This window comes from Microbacterium sp. SA156, assembly GCF_049065455.1.
In the GTDB taxonomy this organism is placed as follows: Bacteria; Actinomycetota; Actinomycetes; order Actinomycetales; family Microbacteriaceae; genus Microbacterium; species Microbacterium barkeri.
Map to the genome: position 1 here is coordinate 49,382 of NZ_JBAKGU010000008.1, position 19,904 is coordinate 69,285.

16 protein-coding genes are annotated in these 19,904 nt (G+C 73.2%); all 16 read left to right on the forward strand.

Annotated elements, in window-relative coordinates:
- Positions 1-14: 14 nt before the first annotated feature.
- Positions 15-3,302, forward strand: a complete 3,288-nt coding sequence (locus ACOWU6_RS09225; RefSeq protein WP_421075492.1) for an SNF2-related protein — start codon at positions 15-17, stop codon at positions 3,300-3,302.
- 70 nt (positions 3,303-3,372) lie between these two features.
- The gene (gene pyrR / locus ACOWU6_RS09230; protein ID WP_271171789.1) at positions 3,373-3,909 is read left to right on the forward strand and encodes a bifunctional pyr operon transcriptional regulator/uracil phosphoribosyltransferase PyrR; all 537 of its coding nucleotides are present in this window, start codon (positions 3,373-3,375) and stop codon (positions 3,907-3,909) included.
- Positions 3,909-4,868, forward strand: coding sequence for an aspartate carbamoyltransferase catalytic subunit (locus tag ACOWU6_RS09235; RefSeq protein ID WP_271171790.1), 960 nt, complete (start codon positions 3,909-3,911; stop codon positions 4,866-4,868). Before pyrR ends, ACOWU6_RS09235 begins: the two co-directional genes overlap by 1 nt.
- A complete protein-coding gene (locus ACOWU6_RS09240; protein WP_421075493.1) occupies positions 4,865-6,175 on the forward strand; it encodes a dihydroorotase in 1,311 nt (436 codons plus the stop codon). Before ACOWU6_RS09235 ends, ACOWU6_RS09240 begins: the two co-directional genes overlap by 4 nt.
- The gene (locus ACOWU6_RS09245) at positions 6,172-6,681 is read left to right on the forward strand and encodes a hypothetical protein (protein WP_282977679.1); all 510 of its coding nucleotides are present in this window, start codon (positions 6,172-6,174) and stop codon (positions 6,679-6,681) included. Before ACOWU6_RS09240 ends, ACOWU6_RS09245 begins: the two co-directional genes overlap by 4 nt.
- Positions 6,678-7,859, forward strand: a complete 1,182-nt coding sequence (carA, locus tag ACOWU6_RS09250) for a glutamine-hydrolyzing carbamoyl-phosphate synthase small subunit (protein ID WP_421075494.1) — start codon at positions 6,678-6,680, stop codon at positions 7,857-7,859. Before ACOWU6_RS09245 ends, carA begins: the two co-directional genes overlap by 4 nt.
- A complete protein-coding gene (gene carB, locus ACOWU6_RS09255) occupies positions 7,852-11,154 on the forward strand; it encodes a carbamoyl-phosphate synthase large subunit (RefSeq protein ID WP_421075495.1) in 3,303 nt (1,100 codons plus the stop codon). Before carA ends, carB begins: the two co-directional genes overlap by 8 nt.
- Positions 11,154-12,005 (forward strand): orotidine-5'-phosphate decarboxylase, encoded by an 852-nt coding sequence (pyrF, locus tag ACOWU6_RS09260; protein ID WP_421075496.1) that lies wholly within the window; start codon positions 11,154-11,156, stop codon positions 12,003-12,005. The genes carB and pyrF overlap by 1 nt, the downstream gene beginning before the upstream one ends.
- Positions 11,998-12,921, forward strand: coding sequence for a guanylate kinase (gene gmk, locus ACOWU6_RS09265; protein ID WP_271171796.1), 924 nt, complete (start codon positions 11,998-12,000; stop codon positions 12,919-12,921). The genes pyrF and gmk overlap by 8 nt, the downstream gene beginning before the upstream one ends.
- 64 nt (positions 12,922-12,985) lie before the next feature.
- On the forward strand, positions 12,986-13,240 hold the full coding sequence (gene rpoZ / locus ACOWU6_RS09270; RefSeq protein WP_156241330.1) for a DNA-directed RNA polymerase subunit omega: 255 nt from the start codon (positions 12,986-12,988) through the stop codon (positions 13,238-13,240).
- Between the two features lie 116 nt (positions 13,241-13,356).
- Positions 13,357-14,547: a methionine adenosyltransferase gene (gene metK, locus ACOWU6_RS09275; RefSeq protein ID WP_271171797.1), complete on the forward strand. Its 1,191-nt coding sequence runs from the start codon at positions 13,357-13,359 to the stop codon at positions 14,545-14,547.
- Positions 14,548-14,563: 16 nt separating this feature from the next.
- Positions 14,564-16,540: a primosomal protein N' gene (locus ACOWU6_RS09280; RefSeq protein WP_421075497.1), complete on the forward strand. Its 1,977-nt coding sequence runs from the start codon at positions 14,564-14,566 to the stop codon at positions 16,538-16,540.
- 13 nt (positions 16,541-16,553) lie between these two features.
- Positions 16,554-17,489, forward strand: coding sequence for a methionyl-tRNA formyltransferase (fmt, locus tag ACOWU6_RS09285; protein WP_421075498.1), 936 nt, complete (start codon positions 16,554-16,556; stop codon positions 17,487-17,489).
- Positions 17,486-18,886 (forward strand): RsmB/NOP family class I SAM-dependent RNA methyltransferase, encoded by a 1,401-nt coding sequence (locus ACOWU6_RS09290; protein ID WP_421075499.1) that lies wholly within the window; start codon positions 17,486-17,488, stop codon positions 18,884-18,886. Before fmt ends, ACOWU6_RS09290 begins: the two co-directional genes overlap by 4 nt.
- Before the next feature lie 27 nt (positions 18,887-18,913).
- Positions 18,914-19,597, forward strand: a complete 684-nt coding sequence (gene rpe / locus ACOWU6_RS09295; protein ID WP_282977689.1) for a ribulose-phosphate 3-epimerase — start codon at positions 18,914-18,916, stop codon at positions 19,595-19,597.
- A gap of 9 nt (positions 19,598-19,606) precedes the next feature.
- Complete coding sequence (locus ACOWU6_RS09300) at positions 19,607-19,870, forward strand: phosphoribosyl-ATP diphosphatase (RefSeq protein WP_271171802.1); 264 nt, start codon at positions 19,607-19,609, stop codon at positions 19,868-19,870.
- Positions 19,871-19,904: the final 34 nt, after the last annotated feature.

Sequence of the window (19,904 nt, forward strand, 5' to 3'; positions counted from 1 at the left end):
TCGGTCCGCTCCGCGTGCCCGCGCCGTACGTCCCCGTCGACGCCATCCGCAGGATGGCGGACGACGGAGCGTACGCGCGCGGGCTCGCGTACTTCCAGGAGGGCGCGGTCGAGCACGCGCGGTGGATGACCGACGGCGTCACCCTGACCGCGCGCGTCGCCGGATCGTCGGCGCGCAGCTACACCGTGCGGGTGCGGTTCGACGCGCGGACGTCGGCGATCGTCGCATCGCAGTGCAGCTGCCCCCTGCGCAGCCGCTGCAAGCACGTCGTCGCGGCGCTGCTCGCGGGCAACGCGCAGCAGCGGAACGCCGCGCAGGGGCGGCGCCCCGACGGAGCCGGCGCCTCGTGGCGCAGCCTCGTGACGCCCGCCGAGACCGCGACGGCGCCCGACACGGTCCCGCTCGCGCTCGGGGTCGAGCTGCGGCACCGGCCAGCGCGCTCGGCGAGCGGATGGCAGGCGCGGCGCGCCGAGGCCGCGCATCCGCGTCAGCTCGAGCGCGGCACGGCCGGCGAGCTGTTCGTGGGGCTGCGGCCGCTCCTGCGCAGCGACCGCTCGGGCGCGTGGATCAAGGGCGATGCGTCGTGGGACGCGGTCCGACGCCCCGGCAGCCGATTCCCGCACGCGCAGTCGCGCTGGTTCGCCGAGCTCTACAGCATCGCGCGCGACGTGTTCCGGCTCGACGCGTTCGGCGACGGATCGGAGTGGCTCACGCTCGACTCGATCCCGTCCGCCCTGCTCTGGACGCACCTGCGCGTGGCCGACGGCCTCGGCATCCCCCTCGTGCCGACGCAGAAGCTCCTCGACGTGCGGCTCGCGCGGTCGGCGTCCGCGCGGGTGCGCATCGACGAGGCGGACGACGGCGCGCTGAGCGTGCGGGCGGAGATCGAGATCGACGGCGCGCCGGTCGACCTCGCCTCGGTCCGCCCTGTCGCGCGCTCGGGCGTCTACGCGTTCGCTTCTGAGGGCGGACGCATCTCCCTCACGCTCGCACCGGTCGCGCTGGCCGATCCGGTCGCCCTCCTCGTCGGCGCGCAGGGCGAGCTCGACGTGCCGGCCGAGGATGCGGAGGAGTTCGTCCGCGACGCCCTGCCCGTGATCGCGCGCCGGGTCGAGGTGCGTGCTCCCGAGGGCATCGAGGTGCCGGAGCGGCCGGCTCCGCAGGCGGTGATCGCCGTGACGTTCCATCCCGGCGACCGCACGACGTATGCGCTGTCGTGCGCCTACGCGGGGCTCGCGCGCCATCCGCTGGGCGAGCCGGGCGGCCCGGCCTCGCCGGACCCGGATCGGGACGGCGCGGCCGAGGCGGCGCTCGCGGAGCGCATCGCGCGCGCGTGGGAGGGCGCTGCCGACGTGCCGTTCGCCCCGTCGGGCGAGCTGCGCGACGTCGACGCGGCGGAGTTCTCGGAGCGCATCCTGCCCGCGCTCGAGGCGGAGGGCGTCCGCGTCGAGACGAGCGGCTCGCGGCGGCGGTACCGCGAGCTCGCCGGCGTGCCAGAGATCTCGGTCTCGACCGTCGAGAGCACCGACGCCGACTGGTTCGATCTCGGCGTCGTCGTGACCATCGACGGCCGCCGCATCCCGTTCGCCCCGCTCTTCACCGCGATCAGCCAGCGCCGCAAGAAGCTGCTGCTCGCCGACGGCGACTACTTCTCGCTCGCGCACCCGGCGCTGCAGCGGCTCCGCGATCTCGTGGACGAGGCCGCGACACTGTCGGAGTGGGAGGCCGGACCGCGCATCAGCCGCTATCAGACGGCGCTCTGGGCGGACTTCGAGGACCTCGCAGACGAGTCCGCGCCGGCGGCGTCGTGGCGCGCGACGGCCGAGGGCCTGCGCGACATCGACCGGATCGAGCCGACCCCGCCGCCTGCGGGGCTCGCGGCACGTCTGCGGCCCTACCAGCAGGCGGGTCTCGACTGGCTCGCGTTCCTGTGGCGGCATCGCCTGGGCGGGATCCTCGCCGACGACATGGGGCTCGGCAAGACGATCCAGATGCTCGCGCTCATCCTGCACACGCGCGAGGCGGGGGAGCGGCGCCCGTTCCTCGTCGTCGCGCCCACGTCCGTCACCGCGACCTGGCGCGACGAGGCGGCGCGCTTCGCGCCATCGCTGCGCGTCCACCGGATCGACGCGACGCGCACGAAGCGGTCGGGCACGCTCGCCGACGCCGCGGCCGAGGCCGACATCGTCGTGACGTCGTATGCGCTGCTGCGGCTCGACGCGGCGGAGTACGCGGGGGTCGAGTGGGCGGGCCTCATCCTCGACGAGGCGCAGTTCGCGAAGAACCCGCAGACGGGCGTGCACCGGGCAGCGGCCGACCTCAGAGCCGACGTGACGTTCGCCGTGACGGGCACCCCGCTCGAGAACGGGCTCTCCGAGCTCTGGGCGCTCCTCTCGCTCGCGGCCCCCGGGCTCTTCCCCTCGGCACGGCGGTTCCGCGAGGAGTACATCGGGCCGATCGAGAAGGGGAAGGTCCCCGAGAACCAGGAGGGCGCCGACTACCGCGAGCGCCGCCTCGCCCGCCTGCGCCGCCGCATCCGCCCCCTCATGCTCCGGCGCACCAAGGAGCTCGTCGCGGACGACCTGCCGCCCAAGCAGGAGCAGAGGCTGCACGTCGAGCTGAGCGCCGCGCACCGCGAGGTGTACGACACCGTGCTGCAGCGCGAGCGCCAGAAGGTCCTCGGGCTGCTCGACGACCTCGACCGCAATCGCTTCATCGTGTTCCGGTCGCTCACCCTCCTGCGCCTGCTGAGCCTCGCACCCGAGCTCGTCGATCCCGCGCACGCGCACATCCCCTCGAGCAAGCTCGACGCGCTCGTCGAGCAGCTGTCCGAGGTCATCGCCGAGGGGCACAGGGCGCTCGTCTTCAGCCAGTTCACGTCGTACCTCGACATCGTCGCCGCGCGACTCGATCGCGAGGGCATCGCGCACGCGCACCTCGACGGCTCGACCCGCGACCGTCCGGCCGTCGTGGAGTCCTTCCGGTCGGGCGACGCACCGGTCTTCCTCATCAGCCTCAAGGCCGGCGGGTTCGGGCTCACGCTCACGGAAGCCGACTACGTGTATCTCCTCGACCCCTGGTGGAACCCGGCGGCTGAGGCGCAGGCCGTCGATCGCGCTCATCGCATCGGGCAGACCAAGCAGGTGATGGTCTACCGGATGATCGCGGCCGACACGATCGAGGAGAAGGTCATGGCCCTGCAGGAGCGCAAGGCGCGCCTGTTCTCGGCGGTCATGGACGACGACGCGCTCTTCTCGCAGGCGCTCACGGCCGACGACATCCGCGGCCTGCTCGAGCCCTGACGCGCACCCGGTAGACTGGAGCCATCTGCACCTTTAACACCGTCCCGTGAGGCGGAGAAGGGAGCGGCGGATGAGCACGAGAACCGTGCTGCATGACGCTGACATCGCCCGTGCCCTGACGCGGATCGCCCACGAGATCCTCGAGTCCAACAAGGGCCCCGACGACCTCGTCCTCCTCGGCATCCCGACCAGGGGCGTCACGCTCGCCCGTCGTCTCGCGGCGCTCGTCGAGCGCTTCGGCGGCCGCCCCGTGCCCGTCGGCTCGCTCGACGTCACGATGTACCGCGACGACCTCGCGAAGCACCCCACGCGCGCGCCGCGCCCGACCGAGATCCCGCCCGGGGGCATCGACGGCCGGACCGTCGTCCTCGTCGACGACGTGCTCTTCTCGGGCCGCAGCATCCGCGCTGCGCTGGACGCCCTGAACGACATCGGCCGCCCGTCCGCCGTGCGCCTCGCGATCCTCGTCGACCGCGGCCACCGCGAGCTCCCGATCCGCCCCGACTTCGTCGGCAAGAACCTCCCGTCCTCGCGCGCCGAGCGCGTGAACGTGCGCCTCGCCGACGTCGACGGGGAAGAGCACGTGTCGATCGAGACGGCCGGCTGATGCGGCACCTGCTCGACACCCGCACGCTCGGCCGCGCCGACGCCATCCGCATCCTCGACGTCGCGGAGGACATGGCCGACACCCAGGAGCGCGAGGTCAAGAAGCTGCCGACCCTGCGCGGCCGCACGGTCGTCAACCTCTTCTTCGAGGACTCGACCCGCACGCGCATCTCGTTCGAGGCCGCCGCGAAGCGCCTCTCCGCCGACGTCATCAACTTCTCGGCGAAGGGATCGAGCGTCTCGAAGGGCGAGAGCCTCCAGGACACCGCGCAGACCCTGCAGGCGATGGGCGCCGACGCCGTCGTCATCCGGCACGGCGCGTCCGGAGCGCCGCGCACGCTCGCGACGAGCGGCTGGATCTCGGCCGGCGTCGTGAACGCGGGCGACGGGACGCACGAGCACCCGACGCAGGCGCTCCTGGACGCCTTCACGATGCGCAAGCGCCGGTACGGGGCGGCCAGTCGCGGTCGCGACCTCGCGGGCTACCGCGTCGCGATCGTCGGCGACATCCTGCACTCGCGCGTCGCGCGGTCGAACGTCTGGCTCCTCGCGACCCTCGGCGCCGAGGTCACGCTCGTCGCGCCGCCGACGCTCCTCCCGCAGGACGTGTCGCAGTGGCCCGTGACCGTGCGCTACGACCTCGACGAGGCCATCGCCGCGCGGCCCGACGCGCTCATGATGCTGCGGATCCAGCTCGAGCGGATGAACGCCGCCTATTTCCCCTCGGAGCGGGAGTATTCGCGGCGCTGGGGCCTCGACCCCGAGCGCTTCGCCACGCTGCCGGAGGATACGATTGTCATGCACCCCGGGCCCATGAACCGGGGACTGGAGATCTCCGCGGCCGCAGCCGACTCGCCCCGGGCCACCGTGCTCGAGCAGGTGCGAGCCGGCGTGTCGGTGCGGATGGCCGTGCTCTACCTGCTTCTCGCGGGGGAGCGGGAGAGCGAGGGAACGAAGTGACCGAGTCGACATCCCTTCTCATCCGAGGAGCCGCGATCGAGGGCGGCGAGACGGCCGACATCCTCGTCGAGGACGGCCGCATCGCGGAGGTCGGCACGGGCCTCAGCCGGGCCGGCGCCCGCATCATCGACGCCGCAGGGCTCATCGCGCTGCCCGGTCTGGTCGACCTCCACACCCACCTGCGCGAGCCAGGCTACGAGGCGAGCGAGACCATCCTCACCGGCACCCGCGCAGCGGCCGCTGGCGGCTTCACGGCCGTGTTCGCGATGCCCAACACCTCTCCCGTCGCGGATGTCGCGGGCGTCGTCGAGCAGGAGCTCGCGCTCGGCGAGGCGGCGGGCTACGCGACCGTGCAGCCGATCGGCGCCGTGACCGTCGGCCAGAAGGGCGAGCGCCTCGCCGAGCTCGGCGCGATGGCCGACTCGCGTGCGCGCGTGCGCGTCTTCAGCGACGACGGGTTCTGCGTGTGGGATCCGCTCATCATGCGCCGCGCGCTCGAGTACGTGAAGGCGTTCGACGGCGTCGTCGCCCAGCACGCGCAGGACCCCCGCCTCACGGAGGGCGCCCAGATGAACGAGGGCGTCGTCTCGGCAGAGCTGGGGCTCGCGGGATGGCCGGCGGTCGCCGAGGAGTCGATCATCGCGCGCGACGTGCTCCTCGCCGAGCACGTGGGCTCGCGCCTGCACGTCTGCCACCTGTCGACCGCGGGGTCGGTCGACATCATCCGATGGGCGAAGAAGCGCGGCATCGACGTGACCGCCGAGGTCACGCCGCACCACCTCCTCCTCACGGACGAGCTCGTGCGCGGGTACGACGCGCGCTTCAAGGTCAATCCGCCGCTGCGGCGCGAGGAGGACGTCCTGGCCGTGCGCGAGGGCCTCGCGGACGGCACGATCGACATCGTCGCCACCGACCACGCGCCGCATCCCGCCGAGAGCAAGAGCTGCGAGTGGGCGGCCGCGGCCAACGGCATGGTCGGCCTCGAGAGCGCGCTGCGCGTCGTGCACGAGGCGATGGTCGCGACGGGCCTCATCGGATGGCAGGACGTCGCGCGGGTCCTGTCGAAGGCGCCCGCCCGGATCGGGCGGCTCGCGGGGCACGGCACGCCGATCGCGGCCGGCGAGCCGGCCGAGATCGCGCTCTACGACCCGCGGCCGCCCGCCCCGTTCGGCGCAGCCGACCTGCGCGGACGCAGCGCGAACTCGCCCTACCTCGGGCGCGAGCTGCCCGGTCGCGTGATGTGGACCATCCACCGCGGCTCCCTCACGCTCGCCGACGGCGAGCTCGTCGAGCGGGAGGGCGCATGAGCGCGTACCTCCCCGGCCTCCTCATGATGGCGGCGATCGCGGCGGTCATCCTCGGCGCGATGGCGTGGGGATGGCGCCGACGATCCCGGCGGGACGCCGGCACCTCCGCGCCCGTGCGCGCGGCGGAGGGCGCCGAGACGGCCCGCTTCGACGGCCTCTACGTCGCCACGACCCGCCACGACCAGCCGCTCGATCGGCTCGCCGTGCGGCACCTCGAGTTCCGGGCGAAGGCGGGCGTCACGGTGACGGACCGCGGCGTCGCCCTCGACCTCGCCGGGGCGCCCGGCATCTTCCTCCGCGCGGACGAGCTCGTCGGCGCGGGCCGCGCGACCTGGACCATCGACCGCGTCGTCGAGACGGACGGCCTCGTGCTCATCGCGTGGCGCGCCTCCGACGGCACCATCTGCGATTCCTATGTGCGCCTTCAGGGCGGCGATCCCGACGCGCTCGTCGCGGCGATCGAAGACCTGCGCACCTCCCCGACCCCCACAGGAGCGACCTCATGACCTCTCTGCTCGACCGCGACCCCGCGGTCCTCGTCCTCGAAGACGGCACGCGCTTCGCCGGTTACGCCTACGGTGCGCGCGGCACGACCCTCGGCGAGGTCGTCTTCTCGACCGGCATGACCGGCTACCAGGAGACGCTCACCGACCCCTCGTACGCGGGTCAGATCGTGCTGCAGACCGCGCCGCACATCGGGAACACCGGCGTCAACACCGAGGACCCCGAGTCCCGCCGCATCTGGGTGTCGGGCTACATCGTGCGCGACCCCAGCCGGGTCGTGTCGAACTGGCGCGCGGAGGAGCCGCTCGACGCGGCGCTCGAGCGCGACGGCGTCGTCGGGATCAGCGGCATCGACACGCGCGCCGTGACCCGTCACATCCGCTCGGCCGGCTCGATGCGCGGCGGCGTGTTCTCGGGCGAGGCCGCCCGCCTCGCCGCCGACGAGCAGCTGCGCATCGTGACCGAGGCGCCCGCGATGGCCGGCCGCAACCTCTCGGCCGAGGTCTCGGTCGATGTCGCCGCCGTCACGCCCGCGCAGGGCGACCGCATCGGCAGTCTCGCCGTCATCGACCTCGGCATCAAGCAGGCGACGGTGGAGAACCTCGCCCGACGCGGCTTCGAGGTGCACGTGCTGCCGCAGAGCACGACCTTCGAGGAGCTCAAGGCCATCGACCCCGTCGCGGTGTTCTACTCGAACGGCCCCGGCGACCCCGCCGCGAGCGACGCCCACGTCGCCCTCCTGCAGAGCGTGCTGCGCGACGGCCTGCCGTTCTTCGGCATCTGCTTCGGCAACCAGCTCCTCGGCCGCGCGCTCGGCCTCGGCACCTACAAGCTGCCCTTCGGCCACCGCGGGATCAACCAGCCGGTGCGCGACAAGCTCACGGGCCGCGTCGAGATCACGGCGCACAACCACGGGTTCGCCGTGGACGCCCCGATCGACGAGGTCTTCGAGAGCCCCGCCGGGTTCGGCCGCGTCGAGGTCAGCCACGTGGGCCTCAACGACGACGTCGTGGAGGGCCTGCGCGCCCTCGACATCCCGGCGTTCTCCGTGCAGTACCACCCCGAGGCCGCGGGCGGTCCGCACGACGCCAACTACCTCTTCGACCGCTTCGTCGACATGGTGCGCGACACCATCTCGGCTCGCTCCGCTCGCTCAACGTCCGAGGAAGACAATGCCTAAGCGCCCCGACATCCAGTCCGTGCTCGTCATCGGGTCGGGCCCGATCGTGATCGGCCAGGCCTGCGAGTTCGACTACTCCGGCACCCAGGCGTGCCGCGTGCTCCGGGAGGAGGGCGTCCGCGTCATCCTCGTGAACTCGAACCCCGCGACGATCATGACCGACCCCGACTTCGCCGACGCGACGTACATCGAGCCGATCACGCCCGAGGTCATCGAGACGATCATCGCGAAGGAGAAGCCCGACGCGATCCTGCCGACGCTGGGCGGCCAGACCGCGCTGAACGCGGCGATGGCCCTGCACGAGCGCGGCATCCTCGAGAAGTACGACGTCGAGCTCATCGGCGCCAAGGTCGACGCCATCCGCAAGGGCGAGGACCGCCAGGTGTTCAAGGAGCTCGTCGTCGAGGCGGGCGCCGAGGTCGCGCGCAGCCGCATCGCCCACACGATGGAGGAGGTGCTCGAGGCGGCAGAGGACCTCGGCTACCCGCTCGTCGTGCGCCCCTCGTTCACGATGGGCGGCCTGGGGTCGGGCTTCGCCTACGACGAGGCGGACCTGCGCCGCATCGCGGGCGCGGGCCTGCACGAGTCGTCCACGACCGAGGTGCTCCTCGAGGAGTCGATCCTCGGCTGGAAGGAGTACGAGCTCGAGCTCATGCGCGACACGGCCGACAACACGGTCGTCGTCTGCACGATCGAGAACGTCGACCCGGTCGGCGTGCACACGGGCGACTCGATCACGGTCGCCCCGTCGCTCACGCTCACCGACCGCGAGTACCAGCGCCTGCGCGACATCGGCATCGACATCATCCGCGCCGTGGGGGTCGACACCGGCGGCTGCAACATCCAGTTCGCGATCAACCCCGAGAACGGGCGCATCATCGTCATCGAGATGAACCCGCGCGTCTCCCGCTCGTCGGCGCTCGCGTCGAAGGCGACGGGCTTCCCGATCGCCAAGCTCGCGGCCAAGCTGGCCCTGGGCTACCGCCTCGACGAGGTGCCCAACGACATCACGCAGGTCACGCCGGCCTCGTTCGAGCCCACGCTCGACTACGTCGTCGTCAAGGTCCCGCGCTTCGCGTTCGAGAAGTTCCCGGCCGCCGACCCCACGCTCACCACGACCATGAAGTCGGTCGGCGAGGCCATGGCGATCGGCCGCAACTACACGACCGCCCTGCAGAAGGCGCTCCGCTCCGTCGAGAAGCGCGGCTCGAGCTTCCACTGGGGCGAGGAGACGCGCTCGGTCGAGGAGCTCCTCGAGACGATCAAGACGCCCACCGACGGCCGCATCGTCGACGTGCAGCAGGCGCTGCGCCTCGGCGCGACGGTCGAGCAGGTGTTCGCGTCGACGGCCATCGACCCGTGGTTCCTCGACCAGATCGTCCTCATCAACGAGGTCGCGCAGGCCGTCGCCGACGCCGCGGAGCTCGACGAGCGGGCCATCCGCCTGGCCAAGGACCACGGATTCTCGGACGTCCAGATCGCGCAGCTGCGCGGCCTGTCCGAGGCGGAGGTGCGCGGCATCCGCCACGGCCTCGGCATCCGCCCCGTGTTCAAGACGGTCGACACGTGCGCGGGCGAGTTCCCCGCGCAGACGCCCTACCACTACTCGAGCTACGAGTCCGAGACCGAGGTCACGCCGTCCGACCGCCGCAAGGTCGTCATCATCGGCTCGGGCCCGAACCGCATCGGCCAGGGCGTCGAGTTCGACTACTCGTGCGTGCACGCCTCGTTCGCGATGAGCGACGCCGGATTCGAGACGGTCATGGTCAACTGCAACCCGGAGACGGTCTCGACCGACTACGACACCTCCGACCGCCTGTACTTCGAGCCGCTCACGCTCGAGGACGTGCTCGAGGTCCTCCACGCCGAGGCCCAGTCGGGCGAGATCTTCGGCGTCATCTGCCAGCTCGGCGGGCAGACGCCCCTCGGGCTCGCGAAGGGCATCGAGGACGCGGGCTACCGCATCCTCGGCACGAGCCCCGCGGCGATCGACCTCGCCGAGGAGCGCGGCCTGTTCTCCGAGATCCTCGAGCGCGCCGCCCTCGTCGCGCCCCGCAACGGCACCGCGACCGACGTCGAGGGCGCCGTCGCGATCGCCGAGGAGATCGGCTACCCCGTGCTCGTGCGCCCGAGCTTCGTGCTCGGCGGGCGCGGCATGGAGATCGTGTACGACACGGCGAGCCTGCGCGACTACTTCCTCCGCATCGCCGACCAGGCCATCATCGGCCCCGGCCAGCCGCTCCTCGTCGACCGCTTCCTCGACGACGCCGTGGAGATCGACGTCGACGCGCTCTACGACGGGCACGAGCTCTACGTGGGCGGCATCATGGAGCACCTCGAGGAGGCCGGCATCCACTCCGGCGACTCGAGCTGCACGCTGCCGCCGATGTCGCTCGGCCGCACCGAGATCGACCGCGTGCGCGAGGCGACCCTCGCGATCGCCCAGGGCGTGGGCGTGCGCGGGCTGCTGAACGTGCAGTTCGCGATCAGCGCCGGCGTGCTCTACGTGATCGAGGCGAACCCCCGCGCGAGCCGCACGGTGCCGTTCGTGTCGAAGGCGCTCGGCATCCCGCTCGCGAAGGCGGCGAGCCGGGTCATGGCGGGCACGACGATCGCCGAGCTCAAGGCGGAGGGCATGCTGCCTGAGCAGGACGGCTCGCGGGTCTCGCTCGACACGCCCGTCGCCGTCAAGGAGGCCGTGCTGCCGTTCAAGCGCTTCCGCACGCGCGAGGGCGCGGTGGTCGACTCCGTGCTCGGCCCGGAGATGCGCTCGACGGGAGAGGTCATGGGCATCGACCGCGACTTCCCGACCGCGTTCGCGAAGAGCCAGGCGGCCGCGTATGGCGGGATCCCGCTGTCGGGCACCGTGTTCATCTCGGTGGCCGACAGCGACAAGCGCGACGTCATCCTGCCCGCGCACCGTCTGCGCCAGCTGGGCTTCCGCCTGCTCGCGACCGAGGGCACCGCCGAGATCCTCATGCGCAACGGCATCGAGGTCGAGGTGGTCCGCAAGTACAGCGAGACGCAGGACTCGGGCGTGCCGAACATCGTCGACCTCATCAACGAGGGGCGCGTGGACATCATCGTGAACACCCCCAGCGGGATGTCGGCGCGCGCGGACGGCTACGAGATCCGCGCCGCGGCGGTGGGCGCCGACAAGGCGCTCTTCACGACCATCTCGGTGCTCGGCGCCGCGGTGAGCGCGATGGACTCGATGGGCGGCGGCTTCGGCGTGCGCAGCCTGCAGGAGTACGCCTCCGACCGCGTCCAGCGCGAGGCGGCGGTGAGCGCGTAGTGCCGTCGTTCGGAGAGCGGGTCCGCGCCGTCCTCGACGCGCGCGGCCCGCTCTGCGTCGGGATCGACCCGCACCTTCCGCTGCTCGCGCAGTGGGGTCTCGAGGCGGATGCCGCGGGCGCGCGGGCGTTCGGGCTGCGCGTCGTCGAGGCGGCCGCGGGGCGCGCGGGCTTCGTCAAGCCGCAGGTGTCGTTCTACGAGCGCTTCGGGTCGGCGGGGATCGCCGCTCTCGAGGACGTGCTCGCGGCGGCGCGCGCGGCCGATCTCGTGGTGATCGCGGACGCCAAGCGCGGCGACATCGGATCGACCATGGACGCGTACGGCGCGGCGTGGCTCACGCCGGGGTCGCCGCTCGAGGCCGACGCGCTCACGGTGAGCCCGTATCTGGGCGTGGGCGCGCTCGAGGGCACGCTGGCCCTCGCGGATGAGCACGGCAAGGGCGCGTTCGTCCTCGCCGCCACGAGCAACCCCGAGGCGACCGCCCTCCAGCGTGCGACCGCCGACGGCTCGAGCGTCGCGGCGGCGATCGTGGCCGAGGTGTCGGCGCGCAACGCGCGCGTCGCGCGCGAGGGGGAGTGGGGCAGCACGGGCTTCGTCATCGGCGCCACGGTCGACTGGCACGCGGCGGGGCTGGCGCCGTTCGCTCCGCCCGCGCCCATCCTCGCGCCAGGGTTCGGGTTCCAGGGCGCCGCCGCCGCCGCGCTGCCCGAGGTCTTCCGCGAGATGGCGCCGTGCGTCATCGCATCCGAGAGCCGCAGCATCCTCGCCGCCGGCCCGGACGGCCTCGCCCAGGCGATCGCCGACGCCGCGGCCGCCTACCGGGGATCGTCGGAGGGAGAAGCCGATGTCTGAGAGCACCGCACCGGGCCGTCCGAAGCCGCCCGAGGTGGACCGCGCCGCCGCATCGCGGAAGGCGGTCGCCGCGCGGCGTGCGCGGGCGAGCCTCAAGCGCGACCTCGCGACCCGCGTCGTCACGCCGCAGGAGGTCCTGCGCCGGGCCGAGGCCGACCCGCAGTCCGCGGCCGGCACGATGCGCGTGCCCGAGTTCCTCATGGCGCTCCCCGCGATCGGCGAGGGCAAGCGCGACCGCGTGCTCGAGGAGCTGGCGATCTCGCCGGTCAAGCGGCTGGGCGGCCTCGGCAGCCGGCAGCGGCACGCTCTGCGCGGCTGGCTCGACAGTCGGATGCCCGAGCCGCAGGCGCGGCCCGGCCGGAGCCGGCTCATCGTCCTCGCCGGGCCGACCGCGGTGGGCAAGGGAACGGTCGCGGCGCACATCCGCGAGCACCATCCGGAGCTCCTCATCTCGGTCTCCGCGACCACGCGCGCGCCGCGGCCGGGTGAGGTCGACGGCCAGCACTACTACTTCGTCGACGACGCCGAGTTCGATCGGCTCATCGCGGACGGCGAGCTGCTCGAGTACGCGGTCGTGCACAACCGGCACCGCTACGGCACGCCGCGCAAGCCGATCGAGCGGGCCCTCGCCGAGGGGCGCGCCGTGCTGCTCGAGATCGACCTGCAGGGCGCCCGTCAGGTCCGCGCGGCCGATCCGTCGGCGACGCTCGTCTTCCTCCTCCCGCCGAGCTGGGACGAGCTGACCGCGCGGCTGGTCGGGCGCGGCACCGAGGACGAGGAGGAGCGGGCCCGTCGCCTGCGCACGGCGCGCACCGAGCTCGCCGCGCAGAACGAGTTCGATTTCCGCATCGTGAACGAGTCGGTCGCCGAGGCCGCGCGCCAGGTCGTAGACTTGGTGCAGGCGTCCGCGCGCTGACACCCGCGCGCCATCCCGCCATGGTCTCGACGAGCGACCGACGTCGCCGAACAGGAGGACTGCTATGAGCAGTGAGCACAAGGGCATCATCGACCCGCCCATCGACGAGCTTCTCGACAAGGTCGACTCGAAGTACCAGCTGGTGATCTACGGCGCCAAGCGCGCGCGTCAGATCAACGACTACTACACGGACCTCCACGAGGGGAACCTGTTCGACAACGTCGGGCCCCTCGTCGACTCGTCGGTCGAGGACAAGCCGCTGACGATCGCGCTGCACGAGATCCACCAGGACAAGCTGCGCCTGCGCCCCGCGGAGTGACCGCGTAAGAACTCGTCACACCGACAGGCCTCCGTCACCGCGTGTCGGGGGCCCTCGTCATACTGGAGGGCGCGGTGCCCGCAGGCGCCGCGCCCGCCCGATCGTCTGGAGCCGCCATGAGCCTGCGCCTGTTCACGTCCGAGTCGGTCACCGAAGGACACCCCGACAAGATCTGCGACCAGATCTCGGACAGCATCCTCGACGGGCTCCTGGCGGTCGACCGCGACAGCCGCGTGGCCGTCGAGACGCTCGTGACGACCGGCCTCGTGCACGTCGCGGGCGAGATCCGCACCGACGGCTACGTCGAGATCCCCGCGATCGTGCGGCGCGTGATCAACCGCATCGGCTACACCTCGAGCGACATGGGCTTCGACGGAGACTCGTGCGGCGTGAGCGTCTCGGTCGGCGAGCAGTCGAGCGACATCGCGCACGGCGTCGACAAGGCGCTCGAGCAGCGCGAGGGCGACTCGATCGACCGCTTCGACGTGCTCGGTGCGGGAGACCAGGGCATCATGTTCGGCTTCGCCACGAACGAGACCCCGCAGCTCATGCCGATGGCGGCATGGACGGCGCACCGGCTCGCCGAGCGCCTCACGGAGGTGCGGCGCAGCGGCGAGCTGCCGTTCCTGCGCCCCGACGGCAAGACCCAGGTCACGCTCGGCTACGAGGGGTTCACCCCCCGGACGATCGACGCGGTCGTGCTCTCGACGCAGCACCACCCGAAGATGACGCAGGAGGAGCTCCGCGACGAGGTCGAGAGGTCGGTCATCCGCCCCGTCCTCGAGCAGACCGGGCTCGACGCCGAGGGCGTCAAGCTCTACATCAACCCCGCAGGGCCGTTCGTGACGGGCGGTCCGAAGGGCGACGCGGGCCTCACGGGGCGCAAGATCATCATCGACACGTACGGCGGCGCGTCGCGCCACGGCGGCGGCGCCTTCAGCGGCAAGGACCCGTCGAAGGTCGACCGCTCGGCCGCATACGCCATGCGGTGGGTCGCGAAGAACGCCGTGGCTGCGGGACTCGCCGATCGCCTCGAGGTGCAGGTCGCGTACGCGATCGGCAAGGCGAACCCGGTGGGCCTGTACGTCGAGTCCTTCGGTACGGGCAAGGTCTCGGACGACGTGATCATCCGCGCGATCGAGCAGGTCTTCGACCTGCGCCCCGCGGCGATCATCGAGCACCTCGACCTGCTGCGCCCGATCTACGCGCAGACCGCCGCGTACGGCCACTTCGGCCGCGAGCTGCCCGACTTCACCTGGGAGCAGACCACGCGCGTCGAGGAGCTGCGGCGCGCCGCAGGGCTCTGACGACGGGACGCGGGCGATGACACGCCGCATCGCGCGCGTGCAGCTCGACTCCCCGCTGCCGCAGCTCGACCGGCTCTTCGACTACGCGATCCCGCGCGAGCTCCTCGACGACGTCGCGCAGGGCGTGCGGGTGAAGGTGCCCCTGCGGACGGCCGGGCGGGTCGTCGAGGGCTTCGTCGTCGAGATCGACGACGAGGACGACGCCGACCGGCCGCTGTCGGAGATCGACCAGGTCGTCTCGAGCGCGCCCGTTCTGCCCGAGCGCCTCTACCGTCTCGCGCGCTCGGTCGCCGACCGTGCGGCGGGCTCCGCCGCGGACGTCCTGCGCCTCGCCGTGCCCAAGCGGATGGTGAGGGCCGAGAAGGCGTGGCTCGCGTCAGAGGCGCGCACGGCGCCGGTGGTGCTGTCGGCGGAGAGGCGGCGGGCCGAGGCCGTGCTCGAGGAGTTCCCGACGCTGCGCGAGCAGCTGCTCGCGGGGGAGCGCGTCGCGGTGGATGCGCCGCCGCGGCTCGTCGACGGCCGGCCGGCCTGGGCGCGCCTGCTCGCGGCCGCCGCCGCCACGATGCTCGCCGCCGGACGCTCGGCGATCGTCGCGGTCCCGGACCACCGAGATCTCGACCTCCTGCAGGAGCAGCTCCTCCCGCTGGTCCCGGACGGGGCGATCGTCCGCCACGATGCGGGTCAGTCCGGCCCCGAGCGCTACGCGGGATACCTGCGCACGCTCGAGGCCGCGCCGTGCATCGTGATCGGCAATCGCTCGGCCGTCTACGCACCCGTCAGCGACGCGGGGCTCGTCGCGATCTGGGACGACGGCGACCCGCTGCTCGAGGAGCCGCTCGCGCCGTACGCCCACGCGCGCGACGTCGCTCTCGTGCGTCAGAGCATCGACGGCTGCGCGCTCCTGTTCGCCGGGCACACGCGGACGACCGACGTCGAGCGGCTCGTGTCGATCGGGTTCGTCGCGGAGGTGCAGGCGCCGCGCCGGATCGCGCCGCGCGTAGTGCTCAGCACGGCTCCCGAGCACGAGCAGGTCGCCGCGCGCATCCCGTCGGCGAGCTTCCGCGCCGTGCGCGAGGCGATCGCCGAGGGACCCGTGCTCGTCCAGGTCGCGCGTCCGGGCTATGCGCCGTCGCTCGTGTGCGCGGCCTGCCGCACGCCGACGCGCTGCGCCCACTGCGGAGGACCGCTCCACGCGCGAGCGCGCGGTGCGACGCCCGTGTGCGCGTGGTGCGGGCGGTCGGCTCATGCGTGGTCCTGCCCGCAGTGCTCATCGACGCGGCTCCGGCTCGCGTCATCGGGCAGCGAGCGCACGGCCGACGAGCTCGGTCGCGCGTTCCCCGGTGCGCGGGTCGTCGTGGCCGACGGCGCGCATCCCGTCCGGGAGGTCGACGACCGGCCGGCGCTCGTCGTCGCGACGCGCGGCGCCGAGCCGCTCGCGCCGGGCGGCTACCGCGCCGTGCTCCTCCTGGACGGCGACCGCATGCTCCAGGCGCCCGACCTCAGGATCGGCGAGCACTGCCTGCGCTGGTGGTCAAACGCCGCGGCCCTCGCGGCGCCCGACGCGCCCGTGCATCTCGTCGGAGTGACGGGGCCGGTCGGCCGAGCCCTCGCGAGCTGGACGCAGCCGCACTACGCCCGGCTGGAGCTCGGCGAGCGCGCGCCCCTGCGCATGCCGCCGGCCTCGCGCGTGGCCCGGCTGGAGGGCGACACGTCGGCCGTCGACGCGGCGCTCCGCTCGCTCGCGGAGGACGTGCCCGGGCTCCCGCTCGACGCGATCCTCGGGCCGGTGCCGATCGATCGCGACGGGTATCCGGGCTCGCGCGCGCTCATCCGCTTCGACTACGGCCGCGGACCGGCGGTGACCCGGTCGCTGCGCGCGTCGGTCGTCGCGGCGGCCATGAAGGCGCGCGGCCGCGCGAAGGACTCACGAAGCCGCAAGGCGGCCCGCAATACACTCGCAGTGCGCGTCGACATCGCCGACCCCGAGCTCTGAAGGACCAGCCGTCATGACCTCCCCTCGCCCGCTCCGGCTCGTGTTCGCCGGCACCCCCGACGTCGCCGTGCCCTCGCTGCGCGCCCTGCACGCGGCCGGTCACGACATCGCGGCCGTCGTCACGCGCCCCGACGCGCCGCTCGGCCGCAAGCGCGTGCTCACCCCGTCGCCCGTCGCGCAGGCGGCCGACGAGCTCGGCCTGCGCGTGATCAGGGCCGCGCGCCTCGACGCCGACGCGACCGAGGCGATCACCGCTCTGACCCCCGAGCTCGCCGTCGTCGTCGCCTACGGCGGCCTGGTGCGCGAGCCCCTCCTGTCGGCTCCGCGGCACGGATGGATCAACCTCCACTTCTCGCTCCTGCCGCGCTGGCGCGGGGCCGCCCCCGTGCAGCACGCGCTCATCGCGGGCGACGCCGAGCTCGGGACCGCCGTGTTCCAGCTCGTGCGCGAGCTCGATGCGGGCGACGTCTACGCACAGGAGGCCGTGCCGCTTCCCGACGACGCGACAGCGGGGGAGGCCCTCGCGGTCCTCGCCGAGGCCGGCGCGGCGCAGCTCGTCGACGTCGTGTCGACGATCGCCGCGGGGAACGCGCTGGCGAGGCCGCAGGAGGGCGACCCGACCCCGGCACCCAAGCTCGAGCTCGCCGACGGCCTCCTCGAGTGGACCGAGCCCGCGGACCGCGTGTTCGCGCGGTACCGGGGCGTGACGCCCGAGCCGGGCGCGCACACGACCCTCGACGGCGCGCGCTTCAAGGTGCTGCGGATGGCGAGGGCGGGCGCGGGCGCGCCGCTCGCGCCGGGGGAGACCGCGGCGGCGAAGGACGGCGTCCTCGTCGGCACCGGGACCGAGCCGCTTCTGCTGACCCGCGTCCAGCCGGCGGGCAAGGGGGCGATGGCCGCGGCCGACTGGTTCCGCGGGCTGCGCGAGACGGCGCGGCTGGGCGCATGAGCGCCGCACCACGCCGCGGCGACCGCCGCACCGTCGTCCGGGTGCAGCCGGCCCGCCAGGTCGCGTTCGCCGTGCTGCGCGCGGTCTCGTCGTCCGACGCGTACGCGAACCTCCTGCTGCCGCGCGAGATCGAGCGCGCGGGCCTCACAGGACCCGACGCGGGCCTCGCGACCGAGCTCGCATACGGCACGCTCCGCCGTCTCGGGACGTACGACGCGATCATCCGCCTCGCAGCCGATCGCGAGCCGGATGCGATCGATGCGCCCGTGCTCGATGCCCTGCGCCTCGGCGCGCACCAGCTCCTCGCGACGCGCGTGGCGCCGCATGCCGCCGTCAACGAGTCGGTCCAGCTCGTGCGCGACGAGGCGGGGCCGCGCGCCGCGGGCTTCGCGAATGCCGTGCTGCGGAGGATCGGTCAGGACGATCTCGCCTCGTGGACCGACCGGGCGGCCGCGTCGGCCCGATCCGACGACGAGCGCCTCGCGATCGCGTCGGCGCACCCGGTGTGGGTGATCCGGGCGCTGCGGCGCGCCCTCGCGGCCGAGGGGCGCGAGAGCGAGCTCGACGCGCTGCTCGCGGCCGACAACGCCTCGCCGTCGGTGACGATGGCGGCGCTGCCCGGTCTCGCGGAGGCGCAGGGCGAGCCGACGCCGCACTCCCCGGTGGGCTTCCGCCTGGGCGGCGGCGATCCCGAGCCCCTCGTGCGCGCATCGGCCGGAGCCCTGCGCGTGCAGGACGAGGGCTCGCAGCTCGTCGCGCTCGCGCTGTCGCGCCTCGCACCGGTCGCGCCAGGCGAGCGGTGGCTCGACCTGTGCGCGGGCCCGGGCGGCAAGACCGCGCTCCTCGCCGCGGAGGCGCTCGCGGGCGGCGCGCGCCTCGAGGCGAACGAGGTCGTGCCCGCGCGGGCCGGCCTCGTGCGCAGGGCGCTCGCCCCTGTGCCGCTCGAGGTCGTCGTGCACGAGAGGGACGGGCGGGAGCTCGCGGCCGCCCAGCCCGGCTCGTTCGACCGGATCCTCGTCGACGCGCCGTGCACGGGGCTCGGCGCTCTCCGTCGGCGGCCGGAGGCGCGGTGGCGCAAGCAGCCGTCCGATGTCGCCGAGCTCGCCGCCATCCAGGCACAGCTGCTCGACGCCGCGGTCACCGCGCTCGCGCCGGGCGGCACGGTCGCGTACGTGACGTGCTCCCCGCATCTCGCGGAGACGGCGGCGATCGTGCGCGAGATCCTCGAGCGACGCGGATCCGACGTCGAGGAGCTCGACGCCCGCGCCGCGCTGCAGGCGGTCGCCCGCACGCCCCTCGACCTCCCCGCCCCGGTAGACGGGTCGGGCCACGCGCAGCTGTGGCCGCATCGGCACGGGACCGACGCGATGTTCCTCGCGCTCCTGCGGAGGCGGTGACCCGCCGCGACGCGCGATAATGGCGGGGTGACACTCCCCGGCGCGCCGCGCATCAACCCGAGCATCCTGTCCGCCGACTTCGTCAACATGCAGGCCGACCTCGAGCGGATCGCGACGGCCGACTTCGTGCATGTGGACGTCATGGACAACCACTTCGTGCCGAACCTCACGTTCGGACCGCAGATGGTGCAGCGCATCCAGGAGACGAGCCCCGTGCCGCTCGACGTCCACCTCATGATCACGGATGCGAACCGGTGGGCGCCGGGCTACGCCGAGCTGGGGGCGGCGTCGGTGACGTTCCACCTCGAGGCGTCGCACGACCCGGTCGCGCTCGCCCGCCGCCTGCGCGGCATCGGCGCGAGGGCCGGTGTCGCCATCAAGCCCGGCACGCCGGCCGACGCCCTCTACGAGCACCTGCACGAGTTCGACCAGATCCTCGTGATGACGGTCGAGCCCGGGTTCGGCGGCCAGTCCTTCATGCCCGAGATGATGCCCAAGCTCAGGGCTCTCGCCGAGGAGGCGCGTCGCGTCGGGGCGCCGGTGTGGTTCCAGGTGGACGGCGGCATCTCCGAGTCCACGATCGCGCAGGCCGCCGAGGCCGGCGCCGACACGTTCGTCGCGGGCTCCGCGGTGTTCGGCGCCGCCGACATCGACGTCGCGATCGCCGACCTCCGCGCCCTCGCCGCGGAGCACGTGCACGCGAACCGGTAGCCTTGACGGGTGAAGAACTTCGACGACCTGTTCGCCGAGCTGGCTGAGAAGGCCCAGACGCGTCCGGAGGGCTCCGGGACCGTCAAGGAGCTCGACGCCGGCATCCACTTCATCGGCAAGAAGATCGTGGAAGAGGCCGCCGAGGTGTGGATGGCCGCGGAGTACGAGTCCGACGCCGAGGCCGCGGAGGAGATCTCGCAGCTGCTGTACCACCTCCAGGTGCTCATGCTCGCGAAGGGCCTCACCCTCGAGGACGTGTACCGACATCTGTGAGCCGCACCGCTCATCCGTCTGACACCCCGATCGA